Raw genomic sequence first — 18,692 nt, forward strand, 5'->3', positions numbered from 1 at the left:
GTATGAGAGTCCGGAATATATATATGAACAAATGCTTCCTGGTTACATTCCTGCTGTGTGTAATCTCACACTATTCTTTGCCGGCACAACCTGATTCTCTGCTGATATCGCATAAGATCGATAGCCTGAAGTCGCTTGTGGTCGCATCGGTCGACCCTCATGTAACGATACCGTTGTTGACCAGCCTGGCGGATCTGACTAACCAGACACCTGCCGAGATCGGATGGCTTGAACGGTGTTACGAAGAGGCTTGCCGGATCGATTCGATCCCCGCCGTTTATTTCGCCCTGCTCAATCTGTCGCGCCATTATTATAATGAATACGGGCAACGGGATAGTATCTTGTATTGGGGAAGGAAGGTCGATTCGATCAGTAAAAGCCGGAACGAATATCCTAACGCCCTGTTCGATGTGAAAAGTTATTCCTGCCAGGACCTGCTTTGGAGCGGCGAATATGAACAGGCTTTGAATGAAGCTTTAAACGAGTATCGTCTGGCAAGTGACATTAAACATCTCTATGGTCTGGTCAGGTGTACCGAGAGTCTGGGGTTGATCTACAGGCGAATGAATCGTTGTAATGATGCGGTGGATGTTTTTCAGGAAGGTCTCGAGATGCTGGAGAATATGGATTGCACTGAAGCAAAGAGAACGGAAACCCGTATGCGAATGACAGCGTACCAGGCAGAATGTGCTTCCAGGGAGATTCCTTTTGAACGGGCCATAGGCATATTTGAACGTTATGAAGCAGCTGTCGACTCCATGGCTGCAATGACGAGCCGGATGGAAACCTTTGTCAATGTCAAGAGGGAATATTGGTTACTTTATTCTTTATTTGCAGACTTGTATATCCGTGAGAATATGCTGGCAGAAGCAAGGCGGATGCTGGCGAAAGCCGGGAAATATGCCGGAAATATCGTGGTTGAAGGCGATTATGCCGAAAATACTTATCTGGCAACTCTGGCTCATTATTACAGGAAAACGGGGAATACTACCCGGGCTCTGCAACTGATGGATGAAATATTTAAAACGGAACGTATTCCTGGCGATCTGCAGTTTAAAGCGGACATACTGGAAGAGCAGGGGCGGTTGGCTGAAGCTCTGGTTTTGTACGACGAATTGAATGACATAAGTTTACAGCAAAATAAGGAAACTTTCTTTCGCCAGGTTAACCAGCTCCGTGCCTTGCATGAACTGAGGAATAAAGAAGCGCAGGAACATGAGATGCAATTAAATAATGAACGTATGGCAGAGAAACAACATCTGATTATTTTCTTATCCGCCGTTTTTCTCGTCCTGTTATACCTCTCATATGTGTTGTTTTGCTATTATCAGCGTGCCCGCCGGCTGAAGAACGAACTGCTGTTGGAGAAACATTCACTGTTGGAGTCTGAAAACAGTCTGAAATCTGAAAAGGTGAAAGCAGAGGAAGCCAGCCGTATGAAAAGTACCTTTATTGCCAATATGAGCCATGAGATACGTACGCCCTTGAATGCAATTGTCGGTTTTTCCGATCTGTTGGTCGACGACTCGACTGATCAGGAGGAGCGTGAAGAGTATGCTGTTGTTATCCATAATAACACCGAGCAACTGTTGAACCTGGTCAACGACGTGCTCGACCTGTCCCGTATGGAGACTGGCGACCTGAACTTCAAATTCGCCGATTACTCATTGACCGAATGTTGCCAGAGCGCTCTGGATAGTGTTTGCCACAGGATCCCGGAGGGAGTGGAACTGACCTTTACCCCGGATAGTATCCCGGTTACGCTTCATACCGATAAATTGCGGCTGCAACAAATCCTGACTAATTTGCTTACAAACTCGGGCAAGTTTACACAGGAGGGAGAGATCAACCTGTCCTACAAAGTCGATGAAGATGGCAAACAGGTGCATATCGCTGTGACCGATACCGGTTGCGGCATCCCGAAAGAAAAGCAGGCGGCTGTGTTCCGCCGTTTTGAAAAGCTGGATGATTATAAGTCGGGGGCGGGCCTGGGACTATCTATCTGTACACTGATCGCGGACCGTTTAGGCGGGGCTCTCTCCATTGACCCCACCTATGAGAATGGCGCCCGCTTCATCTTTACTCATCCTTGTGAAATACCTTCCTCAGTTTATAATCAAGGAACAGGAGGATCAACGTTAGTATTCCGATATAAAAATAAAAGCTGAAGATAGGAAGATCTATTTGGGGCCATTCTATTTTGTTGGGCCAGATTATTTGCGGGAAATCCATGTAGAAGAGGAAAGCGACAGCCATTCCCAGCATTCCCAGCGAAGCTGCAATGACAGCAGCCAGCCCGAACCACTCGTTCCGTTTTTTAACCTTGACGGTTTCTTTAGCAATCTGCTGCATCACATTCAGACGGAAGGATGCAGGCAACTCTTCTTCCGGCATTTGCCTGAACAAGTTTTCCAGTATATCAGGTTGTTTTTGGTTGCTGTCCATATTTAATTTTCCTCCATTCCTTTAATTAATACAAATAACTTTTTCCGTATACGGTGTAATTTCACTTTGATGTTCGATGTTCCGAGACCGGTTATCACGGTCAGTTCCTCCACCGTTTTCTCTTTCATGTAAAAGAGCAGGATCAGCGCCCTCTCATCCGGCGGAAGCAGTTCGAGGGCTGCTTCCAGCTTATCGAGTTGTTCGGTCGCCGATGTACGTCCCAACATCTCGCTGACCTCTTCTTCCGACACATTGCTGATCTGCGATTCCTCAATGGCGACAAATTCCTGTCTTTTCCTGCGCAATTCCGAAATAGCCGTGTTATAGGCAATCCGGTAAATCCAGGTGGAGAAACTACAATCGCCCTTGAAAGACGACAACTTACGAAAGACCTTCATAAATACATCTTGCGCCAGTTCTTCCGCATCTTCCTTGCTATGTACCATTCTAAGGATTAACGAATGAACCGGACGGCTGTATCTATCGAGCAGACAGGCAAAGCATCCTGTATCTCCCGCTTGTATCCTTTCTATGTAATATGCGTCGCTATACAACTCCATCCTACCTTATGGACGCAAGTTCGGCAATTTGGTTACAACTTACAACTGAAAAATGTGAAAAAGATACGTTCAGTATAAAGTATTACAAAGAAAGGAGGGTTTATATTGGGATACAAAGTAATGCATATCACAGTTGCATTCCTTTTGTTTCACAGATGGATTCCGTTTGTTTCACAATTGAGTTTCTTTTGTATCACGGCTGTGATACGAATAGAGAATTCCATATATTTGTTTGTTGATTTTTGTTTCAGTATTTGTCAGAATTGAACTATTTGTGCCTCATTAATGGGGCTTTGCCCCATGCCGCAGGCTCTCTTTTGCCGTCAGTTTCAACTGACGGATAGATAATCTTTCCGGTTTTACCGGATTCCTCTGTGGGTTTCAACCCCTTTTCCAAGTATTATGAAAGGGGATAAATCCCACAAAGGAAGAGGCTTTGCCTCCTGTATTTAAAACCGTCAGTTGAAACTGACGGCAAAAGAAAGCCTACGGCACAAGGCGAGCCTTGTTTAAAAGACACTGTAGATAGCTCATTATTTTCTACATATGACTCAAATAATCTTTTTCTCCAGTTGGATTAAATAAAATATTGCTTACATTTGTCCCGTTACCTGTTTCAGGTGATAAACAACTAAAACTATTGACTTATGGAAAAGTATGTGAACATCATGCTCGACAAGGCTTTTAAAACCGTATTCGGTGAAAAGCAAGTAGCAATCGACTTTATCAACGCCACGCTCGAGGGCGAACGCCAGGTGAAAGACCTGACCTATCTCGATAAAGAAATCCAACCCGAAGTAATAGAGCAACGCACGGTGATTTTCGATCTCCTTTGTGAAGATGCGGACGGGAGTAAATTTGTGCTTGAAATGCAGAATTGTCCCCAACATTATTTCTTTAACCGCGGATTTTATTACATTTGTCGAATGATCTCCCGTCAGGGAGAGAGCGGAGCTGACTGGAAGTATAGCTTGCTTCCGGTATATGGCATCTACCTGTTGAACTTTAGTCTGCCTGAATTTCAGAGTTGGCGCACCGATGTGGTGCTGGCCAATGAGGCGACAGGTAAAACTTTTGGCGAGGTCAAACTGAAACAGATTTATCTGTCGTTCGATCTGTTCAATCTAAGAGAAGAGGAATGCAAAACGCCTCTTGAAAATATGGTTTATATATTGAAGAATATGAATTTATTTGATATGTCTCCGTTTAAGGAGAAAAACGATGCTTTCAAACGCCTGCTCGACGTAGCAAACCTGAATGCAATGACTCCTCACGAACGGGCAGTTTACGATGAGAACCTGAAGATTTACCGTGACTGGCGCAATACGCTGGAATATGCGGTAGAGGAAGCAGAGGTGAAAGGACTGAAAAAAGGCAAGCTTGAAGGGATAGCTGAAGGAAAAGCTGAAGGGATAGCCGAAGGACAACGTCAAATTGCTGCCAATTTTAAAAATCAGGGAGTTAATATTGAGACAATTGCTCAGTGCACCGGCCTGTCTGTTGAAGAGATAAACGGATTGTAATCTATTCACACGATATTGAATCAGCAAAGTCCCGAATCATCGGAGTGCTTTGCTGATTTGTTGTATCAGGGTTCTGTCTGGTTTGAATGTTTCATCAAATGTACTGTCATACTATCATATTTTTGTGTAATGTGCAAATAATCAGAATATTACTCTATGATAGTTGCCGTTTTCAACTATCATAATACTGTCATAAAACCATCATTTGGACTATATTTTAACTAAGCAACATTGTTTAGGACCTAAAAAAGGCTTTATAAATAGGATATAATTGCACTTATATATCGCTTTTCCTACTATATATTTTGGCAAAACATATAGACTAATCTCACAGGAATACATACTTTTTGTTCTCAAGATGCCCTTTTCAGCCTGTTTTACACCCGGATGTTGACTGTGCCCAGACCCGGGTCTCAACATTGTCGACACCCGGGTCTCGAACAACATAAGTAACTACTCCCCTGAAAATAAGTCATATACTTTAGTAAAATAAGAAGCATATATTGGGGTTCAGGATAAAACTATGATAGTTGCATGATAGGTAAATGACAGTTGAAAACAGGAACTATCATAGGATAACATATTGATTATAGGTATATTATATAAAAATATGATAGTATGATAGTTCTTTTATGTTTATGATAGTTATGAAAAATGCTTTTCATCTTTTTAATGGCTGTGTTCATAAGCATCCGAGTCGAACCGGTCCATATCCGGATCGCTTACGAGATATTGGTAGAGGTCTGAATAGCCGTTCTTATCCAGTATCCGGTGTTTCTCCAACTGGAATTTGAGTTGTTCCAGGCCGAGTATACCAAATCCATGAATGTCCAAGAGGGAATCGAGGCCGGTTGTTTCCATATAGCGCAACAGATCTTCCATTGTTTCTATATGTAGTTCTTCGAGCACTTTACGGATATAGGGAGAGAGGGTCAGGTCTGTAAGTGGTTTATTAAGGCGCCGGGCTGCATCCAAAGGGACATGGATTAATGATTTGGAGATAGTAAACTGCAAACCCGCTTTAAGGCCCTTTTTATACAACCGGTTCAACTCATACTCCAAATTCCTGTTTTCAAGTTCCAGGCGTTCTATCTCTAGTTCTTGATTGGTTATCGTCTTCTGATATTCAAGCATAAAGCGGGTGTCTGATTCCAGGTGGGATACGATGGTTTTATACCGCTGACACATACCGTCGTACGTCATTCCGCAACGCTCGGCAACGTCCTGTATTTTTGCGCCTCCCGTTATTTCGTCGAATATATAGCGTGCCTTTTTGTCTTCTATAAAGGAGGATAGTTCGGCAATTATTACTTTAAGCAAGGGAGAGATTGTGGTGGCAGTGCGGAGGCTGAAAAGATAGTCGTCGTAGCGGGCGATGATTTCGTTGGCCTCTTCCTCTTTGTCCTGGATGATCAGTTGCAGATAGAGTTTCTGTATTCCCAGATGTTCGATACAGGAAATGAAGCGATTCAAGTTTCCGACATCGACTAAGGGTTCACCGCCTTTAGGCGAATAAGAGTTTATCTTCCTGGAATCGGCCCATTTTCGAATCTCTTCTGCCGGGAAACCGGTCAGCTGGGCGGCTTGTTCAATAGTAATACGTGCAGCCATACTAGTAGGGTTATAAATAAAACATATTTGTCCTTAAAATATGCGGGTGCTGGATGGCGTTATAAGAGTAGAGTGGTCCTTTCATAAAAAAAGAAAGGGCGGCGGACTGAACTTTTAATCAGATGAAGGCTCGGCTAAGACCCAACTACCAATAAAAGTCAGCCGCACGCCCCCCTTTATCTGTATACAATAACATATCCATACTACAATAGCAGCATAGATAACACGTATATCTGGTAAAGGGTTGCGGGGGCTTTCTTTGTGCATTGATAGTTTGAGAAAAATTTAGCCGATTTTTCATCTGATCGCACAAATATCACACGCAACACAAGACTTCAATTCAAAAGCCTTTTCGAATGCAAATATACATATTAATAATATTTCAACCTATGATAATCCATCTCTTATTTTATTTATCATGTCATCAAACATACTGTCGTAGCCTATTTGATGATTATATACGTATTACATAAAAATGTGATTTCTCCATTTTCAAGCGATTTTTTATGGAAGATATAATGAAACCTGTAACCTTTTCTAAGAAGCTGCGTCAAACTTATAAACGAATTAATAATAACATTTAATATTTACTGCTATGATGGATTTTATAATGGTTCCGCTGATTGTCGGAATAGTTTGTGCCGGTATTTACGGCTTGTTTGAATTGTTTGTACGTAAAAAAGAACGTTTGGCTATTATTGAGAAGATTGGGGATAAACTGGAGCCTTCCGCTTTCGATGTGAAGATCGGTTTACCACGTCTGGCTACTAATTTCTCTTTTAGTTCATTGAAAACCGGGTGTTTGCTGGCAGGAATCGGATTGGGGTTGCTGGTCGGATTTATTATCTCTGTGTCGCTTACAGATTTTGATATTGATAATTGGGGACGGCGCGAATTGATCAGTACGGTATATGGTGCATCTGTCCTGTTATTTGGTGGGATCGGACTGATTGTCGCTTTTGTTATTGAATTGAAGTTATCGAAAGATAAAAATAAATAATCTGGGGAGTTGTGTGTTAGATAAGGGTGGGGGTATACTTCCATCCTTATTTTTTTGTTTATTGTGGCATATTACTTACTTTTGATAAATTATTAATCCTTTGATTTGACTGATTATGAAAATGAAACTATTACTTTTTCTGATGATTTGCCTCAGTGTCGCTTGTACAAAGCAAAGCCGCGTTATCGATTATCCGGTTATTGATAATAAAAATACAACAATTATGGAAGTTTATCGGGTGGAGCTGACAGATACGGCAACGATTCTCTATGCAGAAATGTACAACCGTCCGAATTATTGGGTTCGCCTTTCTTCGGGTGCCTATCTGGAAGGTATTACTTCGGGAAAGAAATACAAATTACTGAAATCGTCCGATTTTGAACTGGATAAGGAGGTTTATATGCCCGAATCCGGCAATTCTCCGGCTACGTTATTCTTTGAGCCGGTAGATGAGAATGAAGAAGCCATCAGTTTTATCGAAGGATCGGAAAAAGGTGATTTCCATATCGAAGGCATACATTTGAAAAAGCAGCCTGCTCAACCCGGTACTTTTGAATGTGTACTGGAAGGAGAAGTAATAGACCGCCCTGAAAGCTCCCGCCTGACATTGATACGTGCCGGGAAAGATATGCGTACTACCCCGTTTATTTCTATTCCTGTCAGGGATGGTAAATTCAGTTATACGTTGACTGCGGATGAAAACGAGACCTACGAACTGGTTTTCTGGGAAGAGCACTTGAACGGTGCCTGGCGTCCGACCTATTTTATCTCCGAGAAAGGGACTTTACATTTCACTCTTTACCCGATGGAACACCGTCCGCATAGTATCTTACAAACGGAATCCGCTTTGAATAAAGAAGAAATCCGTATGCAGGAGGAAATGGAGAAATTGTATCCTGTGAACCAATTGGAAAAGGACCGGGATGCCCTGGATCAGGAGGAACGCTATTATTCAAAAGAAATGTATGATTTAAAGAAACGTATATCTGCTGCGAAAACGGACGAAGAACGGAGAACGCTTTATCCGGAATATGACCGTTTGAACAAAGCCGGAAAAGAGTTCTCGGAAGAAGGCATTGCGCTGAATAAGAAGTATAAAGAATATTTTGAGGGCATTCGGCAATGGAAACTTGATTATATGCAAAAAGAACCGACATTGAACGGCTTATGTATTTTGAAACAGATGCTTGACCGCGCTATTATGATGGCCCGCTATAGTCCGGGTGAGGAAGATGTTTCCGTCTATCAGGATATATTTGAAAACAAGTATAAAGAAAAATTCTCCTCCCATCCTTATATCACGGATATGGAGCGTATCATTGCGAGTTTGAATGTAAAGGTTGGAGGTTCTTACATTGACTTTTCTGCCCCGGACCTTGAAGGGAATATGGTAAAACTTTCGGATCAGATAAAAGGGAAAGTTGCTTTAATCGACTTATGGGCTTCCTGGTGCGGACCGTGCCGCCGTTTGTCATCCAGCATGATCCCTATTTATGAAGCATTTAAAGACAAAGGATTCACCGTAGTTGGTATTGCCCGTGAAAATAATAACACGGATGCCATGAAAAAGGCAATCGAACAGGACAAATACCCCTGGTTGAACTTAGTCGAACTGAACGATAAAGGAAATATCTGGGAAATGTACGGAGCCGGCAACAGTGGCGGCTGCACCTATCTGGTAGATAAGGATGGAAAGATCCTTGCCATCCATCCTTCGGCAGAAGAGGTGACTAAGATTTTGACGGAGATGTTACCTTGATCATAATGCGGACTTCTTTTTCCGGATGGGAAATGATTGACAGATCATGCTTGTTCGGGAAAAGAAGTTCTAATTTATCATAGATGCTTTGTAATCCATATCCGGGAATGAAGCCTGGCTTGAAAGGGGCTCCGGAATCTTTTACTGAGATAATGAGCCGGTTGTTGTCTTTTTTAATGGCAATCCGTATAAGAATAGAATTCAAATCTACGTTCCAACCATGCTTGATGCTGTTTTCTACAAGTGGCTGAAGTAACATTCTGGGAATAAGTTCTTTTTCACATTCTGTATCGCATTCTATTTTATAATCTAGTTGGTTCCCGAAACGTATTTTCTCTATATCCAGATACGTGTTTATCATTTCGATCTCTTCTGAAACACAGATTAAATTTGTTTGCTCCTTATTAATGCTGTATCTGAAAAAACGAGAGAGGGCCAATGCCATTTGTCTGGTTTTTTCTCCATCGACGAGAGCGAGTCCGGCAATCGTATTGAGAGAATTGTATAAGAAATGAGGATTTATTTTAGCATGAAGAGCTTCCAGTTGAGCATGGATCAGCTCTTTCTCCAGGATAGTTTCTTTTATCTTACGTTGTTTCTTCTCTTCCGCTTTTTCCAGTAGGTAAGTATAGAAGTACCTGGAAGCAATTAATAAAATGGAAAAGATAACAGAGGTTTCTAACATATCATCGTAATATCCGGGAATAAAGCTATAACTTCCGTCAGGAAATCTTTCTGTAATGATTTTTGTGATTTGATAATTTCCGGCCAAGGCTACAATGGTTAATGTACCCATGAGTAAACCTCCGGTAAGTAAAGTTTCAAGAATTATCCTCCATTCTTTATTGAGCCGGTATAGTTGGTCTGCAATAAGATGAAAAAGAATGTAAGAGAAAAAGAGTGAAATGACTAGTTTTATGCTAATAGGGTCATTGTATTTTTCCAGGTATATCACCTGGCCACCTAATGAAATCAGTATAAAACTGAGTCTGTTAAGCCATTTGTTAGAGATGACTTTTTTGAGAATGAAAGATAGAAAGGGATACGTGATAATAGCGATTGTTATTATAAATATTACTCCTTCTATATAATAATTCATTGTATGTCCGTTATTCATTGCTTACTTGTTTTAATTGTTCAACGACTTTTTCCAGATTATCGGGGGCGGCAGCTTTTTCTATCGCTATTTTTCCATCTTTCCCGATGATTATAAATTGTGGAATGGCTAACATCCCTTTATTTCCCAGTGATGCATAGAGAGACTTGGCCAATGTGATTCCTGCCTGTAAGTGGTATCCCTCCAGTTTGTAATAATAAACCATTTTCTTCCATTTATCCCGATTTTCCGGACGGTCCAGTGAAATATATAAATAGATAATGTCCATTTTTTTAGTTGCATTTTTTAATGCCTTACTATATGCAAACATTTTCTGGCAAGGGCCGCACCAAGTTCCCCATAAATCGATATAGACGATTTTCCCTATGAAAGGATGTACGGCTTCTTCCAGATTTTTTAGTATGGTATCTGTGGGAAGAATGGTTATATTGTTGGAAGTTTCCGGTATATGATGAAATTGTCTGATTTTCTCTATTTCAGGAGATAATATGCCGATGAATTCGCTTTGTGGAAACTCGGAACAGAACTGATCGTAAAGGGAAGGTATGTCTTCACTGAAATCACGTTGAAAAATGTCATTATAGATCAAACTGGCCCAGGCATATTCCAGGTATTTCCCTGTTCTCTTCTTTTTATATTCATTCAAAAGAAATGTATTGATCTTGTCCCTGTCTATATCCTGTGGGGAATGTTTTTCAATAATGAAGTAATTAATGGTTGTGTTCATATATAGCATTCGTTCATATTCCGAATAGCAAAGGTTTGCCCCTTCTTGGAAGTCAAACGAAAGTTGTTTTTTTATCTCTTTAAGCCATTCGTCGGTTATTTTTCGATTGTTGTAGAGGTTCAATATCTTTTTATAAAACAAATGTGTAAACATGCAATTTATAATATGACTCTGATTATGAATAAAATCGGAAGATACGTTTTGACCTTTAAGGAAAGTTATTAATTCGGCCTGTTTGTTATTGACAATCTGTGTAAATTCTTTCAGTGAATCGACCGCGTGAAGTTCATGATGCTTGGAATAGGAAATGCTGTGGCAATACTCTTCTGTTTTTTGTATTTCTTGCAAGCATTGATTATAAATGGTATTGGTCCCGGAAAAGAAGGGTTGGTTATTTCGGATCCGGATTGTATCGTGGCTGTCTTTTGTCAGATAGACACGAAAAGATAAACGATCTTCTGTCAGAAGATTGAGGACTACTGGTTGTTGTACGGGTAAACTGATATGGAAGACCCCATTAGGTTCTGCCTGTTTCGTTTGAAATAATGTATAAAAAGGAAGATGTTCGCTATCTGAAAATTGATAGTTGATTCCTTTGTTTTCCTTTTCCGGAATGATGATGAGAGTTGCCTGTTGTCCTCTTAGTTGGCAGAAAAACAGAAGACAGAATAAAATGTAATAAAGTCTTTTCATTGTTTCATTCATTTAATTAATAGTAAGGCAAATCTAGCAGGTTAGAAGATGTTCTGAAAGTGAAATTCTTTGAACCTGAAAAAATGAAAGGCAAACCTGTATTATCGGACTGTAACTATAAATCGAGCTCTTCCCGGATCACTGTTATATAGCTGGTTCCGGTGGTTATATGGGTATGGGGTCTATCACTCATAACCAGAATGAGCCGATTATTGAAATATTTATGTATCTCTTCTATCTTCTCTTTATTAACGATATATGACTTTTGGACACGTAGGAACGAGCTCGGAAGACGTTCTTCCAATTGACTCAGGTTGAGGTCGGATATATACTCTTTACCTTCGTCTGTAAACAAAGAAACGTAACCGTCTGCCGATTTACAAAATGTAATATCGGAACAGCGGACCAATATGATTTTAGATTGAATATGAATAGGAATGGCGCTTGCTTTCTTTTGGCTTTTTTGAAGTTGGGTGAACAGCTGATTTAATTCTGTATAATTGATAGCTGGCGATTTCAGGTTTAATCGCTTTAGTTTATGAATACATTGTTCGAAACGTTTTTCTTCTATAGGCTTTAACAGATAGTCGATCGAATTTTCATTAAAAGCCTGAATAGCATATTGATCATAAGCGGTGGAAAAGATAACGTAGGGTTGAGAAGATAGCTGTTCCAGCACCTCGAAGCCATTCATATCCGGCATTCTGATATCCAGAAAGAGAAGTTCCGGTTTTAGTTTCTCACATAACGAAATAGCTTCTTTGCCGGAAAAGGCTTCTCCCGCAATTTGAATTGTATCTGCATGATTTTTGAGCAACTCTTTCAATGCGTAATGTGCGGCCGGTTCGTCATCAATCAATAGAGTGGTAAAAGGCATATCAGGAGGATTAGGTAATTGAACTATTCCCGGGATATACTCTCCGGGAATAGTTGATATTTTATAAATAAATCTCTCCGAAAAACTCCGGTCGGTGGAAGTCAGGGGTTGGGAGGTCTATCGGGTTCCAGCTGACAAAGTGGGGATATTCTGTATCGTCCGCACATTTGTAGAAATTGCCCAGAATCTTTTCCGGCAGGTTTTCCGGATCGAGTCCCATGAGCCTGAAGGGGATAGATACGACCAACTCCCAGGAGAATACACCTGTCTTTTCTGAAAAAGGTTTGTTCTCTATGGATGAATACCGACGGATAGAAGTGTATTCATCGGTATTTAGCGATCTTTTGATATCACGCGACTGGCGGCGGGCAGCATCACAGGTTCCGATACAATTGAACTCGAAATTCATGTAGTTGTGATCATCGACCGTTTTCATGAAAAACTCGACACAACTATCTGTATAAACCGGGGAACCGTCTGAGCTGTGAACAGCCTTTAATGAATTCCCTTTTACGAAATAACGGATATAAAGATTTTCATCCGTTCGCGCAATATCGAAAGCGACAATTGGTTTATAAGGGTATTCTTCCCAATTGATGACATCGATATACTCTCGCTGGGCTTTGTTTTCCAACAGAAAACCGACTGATGATAAATCCAGCACATCCAGCGTTACTAAATAAGGTACTTTAAGCTTCTTCATGTTAATTATAGATTTGGAGCAACGGCAAATGGAAATATGAGGTGAGGAGTACCGATAATACCCCTACAATAGCCAATATAATGATGACTGTCCCTACAATCCGATTCAATAACCATATTCCCCGTACATTAAACCACTTTTTTAATTTCGCAACTATATATGTGATGCCGAACCACCAAAGGACGGCACCTATTCCTATGCATATTATTCCTCCCACCAACATCCAGACGGAATGATCCGGCAACACAAATCCAAAACGCGCAAACAGTCCTATATATAGCAGCACGATTAATACGTTGCTAAAGGTAAGAAGAAAAGCTGTAATAAAATCCTGTGTGAACGATAACTTTTTTTCACGTTGCTTTTTTAAGTTTTTTACAGGATTGGATTGATATATGTAGTAACCGAAAAGACCGAGAACGATACTGCCCATTAGTTGGAGCGGTGCCTGGTTGGCTTCCACGAAGTTGACGACAACTCCCATTCCCAGGCAGGTCAGTGCCGCATAGATGACATCCGATAAGGCTGCTCCCAGGCCGGTAACGAAACCGTGCCAACGTCCTTTGTTCAATGTTCTTTGTATACACAACATACCTATCGGGCCCATAGGGGCTGATACAAGTACGCCTATCACAATTCCTTTACTAATAAGTCCCAGCATTATCCTTTTATTTTCTGCCAAATTGCCACAAAGATAATGCCTATTCCCTGATAAAAAAAGGTAAAAACATAAAAATGGCCCGGAACTTTCGCTTCGGACCATTGATTTATAGTCTAAACAGATAAAATCTGATTATTTAGGTTTGACTGTATTGTTACGTACACCTTTCAGAATTTCCTGTAACTGATAAACGACTTCCGGACGTTTTTCAGCGAGGTTTTCCTGTTCGCCTACCTGTGTCATATCGTACAGTTGAGGAGTTTTGGAATAACCGGTCTCGATCTTCGGTCCCCAGGGAACTATTTTCGGTCCGTTGCTGGTTTCAATATATTTCCAGTCTTTTGTGCGGACAGATAACGTATGGTCGGATGCCTGTTCGATCACCCAGGGACGGTCGGCATTGTCTGTTCCTAACAAGGTACCCAGATAATTGTAACTGTCGGGGGCTGCTCCCTTGGGAAGAACGGAACCTGTCAGTGCTGCCAGTGAAGCGAACCAGTCAACCTGCGACATTAATGCGTCCGATACTTGGCCTTTTTTTATTTCTTTCGGCCAGCTTGCAATAGCAGGGATACGGGTTCCGGCTTCAAATGCACTGTATTTACCGCCGCGTAACGGACCGCCCGGCTTATGATCGCCCAGCAGTTCTTCTGCCTGATCTGCATAACCGTCATCCACAACAGGACCGTTGTCGCTGGAAAGGATGATCAAGGTGTTTTCTCTCAGTCCCAGCCTGTCGAGTTCGTCGAGGATTTGTCCGACACTCCAGTCAAACTGCACGATAGCGTCACCTCTCAATCCCATCGGGTTCTTGCCTCTGAAGCGGTCGTGCGGGAAGCGGGGAACATGTACGTCGTTTGTCGCGAAATACATGAAGAAGGGTTTATCCTTGTTTGCTTTGATGAAATCGAGGGCATGTGTTGTGATGGAATCTGCCAGGTTTTCATCTTTCCATAAAGCCTTGCCGCCGCCTTTCATATAACCGATACGTCCGATACCGTTTACGATAGCCATATCATGACCGTGGCTGTGTTTCAGGTTATATAGAAGTTCCGGATGATCTTTTCCTAAAGGTTCGCCTTCGAAAGGTTTCTGATAACTTACTTCGATAGGAGCGGACGGGTCGTAGTTGGCCACTTTTCCGTTTTCGATGAATACACAGGGAACACGGTCGGCTGTCGCTGCCATGATATAGGAATAGTCGAATCCTAAATCACCTAATGCGGCAGGCAGAGGAGCGTTCCAGTCCTGTTCGGCAGTCTTGTCACCCAGTCCCAGATGCCATTTACCCAGGGCAGCTGTTGTATAGCCTGCATTTTTGAACATATCGGCAATGGTATAGCGTTCCGGGCGGATAATCATTCCGGCATTACCGGCAGCGATGTCCGTACCGGGTCTGCGCCAGGCATATTCTCCGGTAAGCAGGGAATAACGGGATGGGGTACTGGTGGCTGCTGTTGCATGTGTGTTGGTAAAGCGGATACCACTGTCTGCCAGTTTGTTTACATTTGGCGTTTGTACGCGGGTTGCTCCATAGCATTCCAGGTCACCATAACCGAGGTCGTCGGCATAGATAAAAATGACATTCGGGGTCTTTGCCTCTTTCGCCTTTTGGGCATGAGAGGTGGAGGGGGAGAATAAGAAAGCTCCCAGTCCGAGACCGATCAATACGTTTGATTTCATAATATTTAAAGTATATATAAGTTTATGATATTTTTGTTTAGGAACTAAAGGTCTGCATTTTTTCTATATCCGCCTTGCTGTACGCTGTATTTTTAACGGATATTGTCTACTTTTTCAAGATTGCAGATAGAATTTCCTGTTGTATCTTAGGATGCTTAATCCTTGGGTCGTTGTATTGTTCCCCATATTCTTTCAAGTCAGCAGCTAACCGGGAAACGATTTCCTTGTAGGCTGGGTCCCGATAGCAGTTGACTAGTTCATCCGGATCTTTTTTCAGATCGGTGAGCCAGGGAACATCAGATGCATATTCGGAATAGGTCAGTTTATATTCCGGAGTTACTGCTGATATCCATTTCGTTCGCATCGCTGTAGTCGATTCATCCCAATCGCTTTTTATTTTAGGAGTAATTGCCCGCATAAAGACTATGTCTTTGTATTTTTCCGGAAGTTTCTCTCCTTTCCATAGAAGCGATAAATCACGGCCATCATACTGTGTAGTAGGTCGTATATTACAGAAGCTCAGCAGGGAAGGAGTGAAATCGGTTACAGACATGACATTCTCTATCCTGATCCCTTGACGCATACCGGCCGGGTAACTGATGATAAACGGTACCCGTGAGGAATCATCAAGCGGAACGCCTTTATTGATCAGTCCGTGCTGGCGGCACATGTCTCCGTGGTCGGAGGTGAAGATAATGATTGTATTGTCCAGGATACCGGCACCTTTCAACGCATCCAGGATGCGCCCTACATTATCGTCGATACATTTAATCATTCCGAAATATTGAGCCATATCCTCGGGTTGGTCTGCTTTCAGGTTATTTCCGTGTGACCAGGCGGGGCGTCCTGTCGTATCCGTTAGTGCTGTTGCCGGTTCTTTAAATCTGATCCGGCTATACATGGTGTCATATGGTGGCCTTACCAGATTGGCGCTATGCGGGTCCGGGAAACAGAGCATGCAGCAGAACGGTCCTTCCTTATGCCGGTTGATGAACTCAATAGCCTGTGTGGTGAAATAGTCGGTAGGGAATGTCTGTTCGTCCGTGCTTTTCACATCTGCATCCGTTCTGAATGTCGGTCCTTCGGCTGTTTCCTCTATTTTTTTCCAGTGACCGCGGTTATACATATAACGGTTGTCTGAAAAACCGAAGTCCCGCCTGGGATGCCATTCGGGGCGTCCTTTGCCATTGAGATGTAATTTACCGATGTATCCGGTAGCATAACCGTTCTGTCGCAGTGATTCTCCGAATGTTACGGCTGCATCAGACAGTACCATGTCGTTTGTCCATACCCCGTTATTCTGCGGATAAAGTCCGCTCATGAAAGATGCCCGGCTGGGGGAACTGACCGGAGACGTTGCATAACATCGCGTAAATAATACCCCCTGATGTGCCAGACGATCGATATGGGGTGTTTCAACGACAGCTTCTTTTCCCCAGGGGAAAGCTTGCTCATTTTGCAGGCATTCCCGGTAACATCCCAGCGTACGGAAATTGTGCTCGTCGGTATGGATGATAACAATATTGGGTTGTTGTGTTTGGGAAAAACCTCCGGAAACGATAACAGATAATAAGGATGCAGGTAAGATTACTTTATTTATTTTATGTTTCATGATATCGTTGTTCAGGTAATGTTTAATCAAAAGCAGAAATAAAAACAGAGATACCGAAAGTATTGTAAGCAACCGGTATCTCTGTTGTGTTATTAAACCGACTATCTTAAATTTGGATTGATATTCTTTTCAGATAGTGGAATAGGCCAACGTTCTTGTCCGGTTTTGAAATTACGTTTGTCAACATACCAACGATTATACGGATCAGGCTGTCCATCTTTCTTTTTCATTAGTTCCTGATTCGAAATATAGAATGGCGATCCGTAAATATCCAGATTCAGACGTTCTTCGGCAATTCCCCAGCGGTATAAATCCCAGAGGCGAAGTCCTTCAAAAGCAAATTCGATCATACGTTCTTTTTGTATGATTTTACGTAATTTATCCGGATTGGTTTCTGTAATGCCAGGCATGCCTACGCGTCCTCGTACTGCATTTATCGTCTGATCCAAAAGAGTTTGTGTGATCGGTGTGCCTGCTTCCATCTCTGCTTCCAGATACATCATCAGTACATCTGCATAGCGGGCAAGAGGAACATTATTTCCGTATTTGGTTATATCGCCATTCCAGCTTTCGTCGAAATATTTGCGTAGAAGGAAACCAGTCTGGGTTGTCTGTCCCGGACCGATTTTATCAGCGGCAGTTGTTTCCGGATTACAATTGTAGATGGTTCCCCTGAAGGTTGCTCCGTCATAGTAGATTGTATAGTCCAGACGTGGGTCCCTGTTTTCTCCGAAATTATTTTTATTGAAACGTGGGTCATCATAACTGAATGGCGTTCCGTCTAGAAAATCATAAGCCTCGAATAACGTACTGGAAGCATTTACCAAACACCATCCTCCGTCTTTTATCGGATAGGCATGCTGAGGTAACCCATGTCCTGCCAGGTCATCTACAAACTGTGTTGCGTAAATATGTTCGGAACTGTTAATCGCCCCTGGGTAGAATAGCTTCTGATAATCAGGATCTAATTTATTGTCTCCCCAATCGATGATCTTTTTACATGCAGCCGCTGCTTCTTTGTAATTTTTGGCAATCAGGTGTGTACGGGCCAGATAAACCAGTGCGGCCTGTGCTGTTGCACGTCCGCGTTCTGATGCCGGAAGGTCCTTATGATGCGGAAGAATGTCTGCAATTTCGGTTAATTCGTCTATTGCATATTGAAGAACTTCTGCACGAGAGGATTTGGTCACTGTATTAGCTTCTTCCAGGGTTAATACTGTTTTGATCAGCGGAACATCATAATAATAGGATGCCAGATAAAAATACTGTACCGCGCGAATGAAACGGGCTTCTGCTTTCATCCGTTCCATTTCCGGATTATCGGATCCTAGCTTGTCGATTCCTTCAATAAACCGGGCACAGGCACTGATGCGCCGGTAAGGTTTCTGATACAGGTCATTAACCCATCCGTTGCTTTCATCTATTTGCCCGGATGTCAGTTTTCCCAGATTATTGTTGAATCCGCGGCGGTCGTATCCTATGTCACTGACTCCGTCTATTAATATTTTTGCGCTGTATGCCCACCAATCGGAAGCGCCGTAGTCCACTCCATAGGTGATACCGCCACGGTATAAACCGATGAGGGCAAGTTTTGTATTTTCTTCTTTGTCGAAGAATGTATCTTCGCTGAAGTTTGTCAGCGGATAACGGTCCAGTTCACAGGATGCTAAAGTCGCAAGAGCAACAAAGGCCATTATTGATTTCTTTATAATTGATTTCAT

Annotated in this window: 15 protein-coding genes; 4 read left to right on the forward strand and 11 right to left on the reverse strand. The window is 42.2% G+C overall.

Annotated features, from left to right (window positions below; all coding sequences use genetic code 11):
- Window positions 1-23 precede the first annotated feature (23 nt).
- The gene (locus HMPREF1535_RS11760; RefSeq protein ID WP_087880784.1) at window positions 24-2,168 is read left to right on the forward strand and encodes a tetratricopeptide repeat-containing sensor histidine kinase; all 2,145 of its coding nucleotides are present in this window, start codon (window positions 24-26) and stop codon (window positions 2,166-2,168) included.
- On the opposite strand, the gene HMPREF1535_RS25395 is transcribed toward HMPREF1535_RS11760, so the two are convergent.
- Both HMPREF1535_RS25395 and HMPREF1535_RS11765 read right to left on the reverse strand, forming a co-directional pair.
- A complete protein-coding gene (locus HMPREF1535_RS25395; RefSeq protein WP_048317512.1) occupies window positions 2,080-2,445 on the reverse strand; it encodes a hypothetical protein in 366 nt (121 codons plus the stop codon). The two genes, HMPREF1535_RS11760 and HMPREF1535_RS25395, sit on opposite strands and share 89 nt — an antisense overlap.
- Before the next feature lie 2 nt (window positions 2,446-2,447).
- Window positions 2,448-3,005 carry an RNA polymerase sigma factor gene (locus HMPREF1535_RS11765; RefSeq protein ID WP_046146215.1) on the reverse strand — a complete coding sequence of 186 codons (558 nt, stop codon included), beginning with the start codon at window positions 3,003-3,005 and terminating at the stop codon, window positions 2,448-2,450.
- A gap of 647 nt (window positions 3,006-3,652) precedes the next feature.
- Here HMPREF1535_RS11765 and HMPREF1535_RS11770 point away from each other — a divergent pair.
- On the forward strand, window positions 3,653-4,528 hold the full coding sequence (locus HMPREF1535_RS11770; RefSeq protein WP_046146216.1) for an Rpn family recombination-promoting nuclease/putative transposase: 876 nt from the start codon (window positions 3,653-3,655) through the stop codon (window positions 4,526-4,528).
- Between the two features lie 669 nt (window positions 4,529-5,197).
- On the opposite strand, the gene HMPREF1535_RS11775 is transcribed toward HMPREF1535_RS11770, so the two are convergent.
- Window positions 5,198-6,139 (reverse strand): hypothetical protein, encoded by a 942-nt coding sequence (locus HMPREF1535_RS11775; RefSeq protein WP_046146217.1) that lies wholly within the window; start codon window positions 6,137-6,139, stop codon window positions 5,198-5,200.
- 595 nt (window positions 6,140-6,734) lie between these two features.
- Here HMPREF1535_RS11775 and HMPREF1535_RS11780 point away from each other — a divergent pair.
- Together HMPREF1535_RS11780 and HMPREF1535_RS11785 are read left to right on the forward strand one after the other, a co-directional pair.
- Complete coding sequence (locus HMPREF1535_RS11780) at window positions 6,735-7,139, forward strand: DUF6249 domain-containing protein (protein ID WP_046146218.1); 405 nt, start codon at window positions 6,735-6,737, stop codon at window positions 7,137-7,139.
- 115 nt (window positions 7,140-7,254) lie between these two features.
- Entirely contained in the window at window positions 7,255-8,898 is a 1,644-nt protein-coding gene (locus tag HMPREF1535_RS11785; RefSeq protein ID WP_046146219.1) for a peroxiredoxin family protein, read from the forward strand.
- On the opposite strand, the gene HMPREF1535_RS25080 is transcribed toward HMPREF1535_RS11785, so the two are convergent.
- The 8 genes from HMPREF1535_RS25080 to HMPREF1535_RS11825 form a co-directional block, all read right to left on the reverse strand.
- Window positions 8,870-9,694: a sensor histidine kinase gene (locus HMPREF1535_RS25080; RefSeq protein ID WP_208856838.1), complete on the reverse strand. Its 825-nt coding sequence runs from the start codon at window positions 9,692-9,694 to the stop codon at window positions 8,870-8,872. The two genes, HMPREF1535_RS11785 and HMPREF1535_RS25080, sit on opposite strands and share 29 nt — an antisense overlap.
- A gap of 313 nt (window positions 9,695-10,007) precedes the next feature.
- Complete coding sequence (locus tag HMPREF1535_RS11795) at window positions 10,008-11,435, reverse strand: TlpA family protein disulfide reductase (protein WP_046146220.1); 1,428 nt, start codon at window positions 11,433-11,435, stop codon at window positions 10,008-10,010.
- Window positions 11,436-11,550: 115 nt separating this feature from the next.
- A complete protein-coding gene (locus HMPREF1535_RS11800) occupies window positions 11,551-12,312 on the reverse strand; it encodes a LytR/AlgR family response regulator transcription factor (RefSeq protein WP_046146221.1) in 762 nt (253 codons plus the stop codon).
- Window positions 12,313-12,373: 61 nt separating this feature from the next.
- The gene (locus HMPREF1535_RS11805) at window positions 12,374-13,015 is read right to left on the reverse strand and encodes a carbohydrate-binding family 9-like protein (protein ID WP_046146222.1); all 642 of its coding nucleotides are present in this window, start codon (window positions 13,013-13,015) and stop codon (window positions 12,374-12,376) included.
- A gap of 1 nt (window position 13,016) precedes the next feature.
- Window positions 13,017-13,676 (reverse strand): LysE family translocator, encoded by a 660-nt coding sequence (locus tag HMPREF1535_RS11810; protein WP_009859783.1) that lies wholly within the window; start codon window positions 13,674-13,676, stop codon window positions 13,017-13,019.
- Window positions 13,677-13,808: 132 nt separating this feature from the next.
- Window positions 13,809-15,359 carry a sulfatase family protein gene (locus HMPREF1535_RS11815; protein WP_009859782.1) on the reverse strand — a complete coding sequence of 517 codons (1,551 nt, stop codon included), beginning with the start codon at window positions 15,357-15,359 and terminating at the stop codon, window positions 13,809-13,811.
- 106 nt (window positions 15,360-15,465) lie between these two features.
- A complete protein-coding gene (locus HMPREF1535_RS11820) occupies window positions 15,466-16,971 on the reverse strand; it encodes a sulfatase-like hydrolase/transferase (protein ID WP_052716695.1) in 1,506 nt (501 codons plus the stop codon).
- A gap of 101 nt (window positions 16,972-17,072) precedes the next feature.
- A complete protein-coding gene (locus HMPREF1535_RS11825; RefSeq protein ID WP_046146223.1) occupies window positions 17,073-18,692 on the reverse strand; it encodes a RagB/SusD family nutrient uptake outer membrane protein in 1,620 nt (539 codons plus the stop codon).

Source organism: Parabacteroides goldsteinii DSM 19448 = WAL 12034, from assembly GCF_000969835.1.
Taxonomy (GTDB): Bacteria; Bacteroidota; Bacteroidia; order Bacteroidales; family Tannerellaceae; genus Parabacteroides; species Parabacteroides goldsteinii.